Origin of the sequence: Paraburkholderia sp. SIMBA_054 (genome assembly GCF_046534875.1) — a bacterium.
Lineage (GTDB): Bacteria > Pseudomonadota > Gammaproteobacteria > Burkholderiales > Burkholderiaceae > Paraburkholderia > Paraburkholderia hospita.
On the sequence record NZ_JAWRXV010001496.1, the window covers coordinates 1 to 243 of the forward strand.

At 63.8% G+C, this 243-nt stretch carries 1 protein-coding gene; it reads right to left on the minus strand.

What is annotated here, in order from left to right; translation table 11 throughout:
* The coding region (locus SB822_RS60020) for an AMP-binding protein (protein WP_410859500.1) at positions 1-243 on the minus strand (243 nt) is incomplete at both ends.

Sequence of the window (243 nt, forward strand, 5' to 3'; positions counted from 1 at the left end):
GGTTTGCGCGGCCCACAGCAGATAGCCGCCGGTGCTGTGCTGAACGCCCTTGGGCTTGCCCGTCGAACCGGACGTGTAGAGGATGAAAAGCGGATGTTCCGCGCCGACCCACTCGGGCGCGCATTGATCGGACTCGGCTTGCATGAGTTCATGCATCCACAGATCGCGGGCTTCGTCCCACGCGATCTTGCCGCCCGTGCGCTTGTAGACGATCACGCTCTTCACCGCGTCGCAACCGCCCAT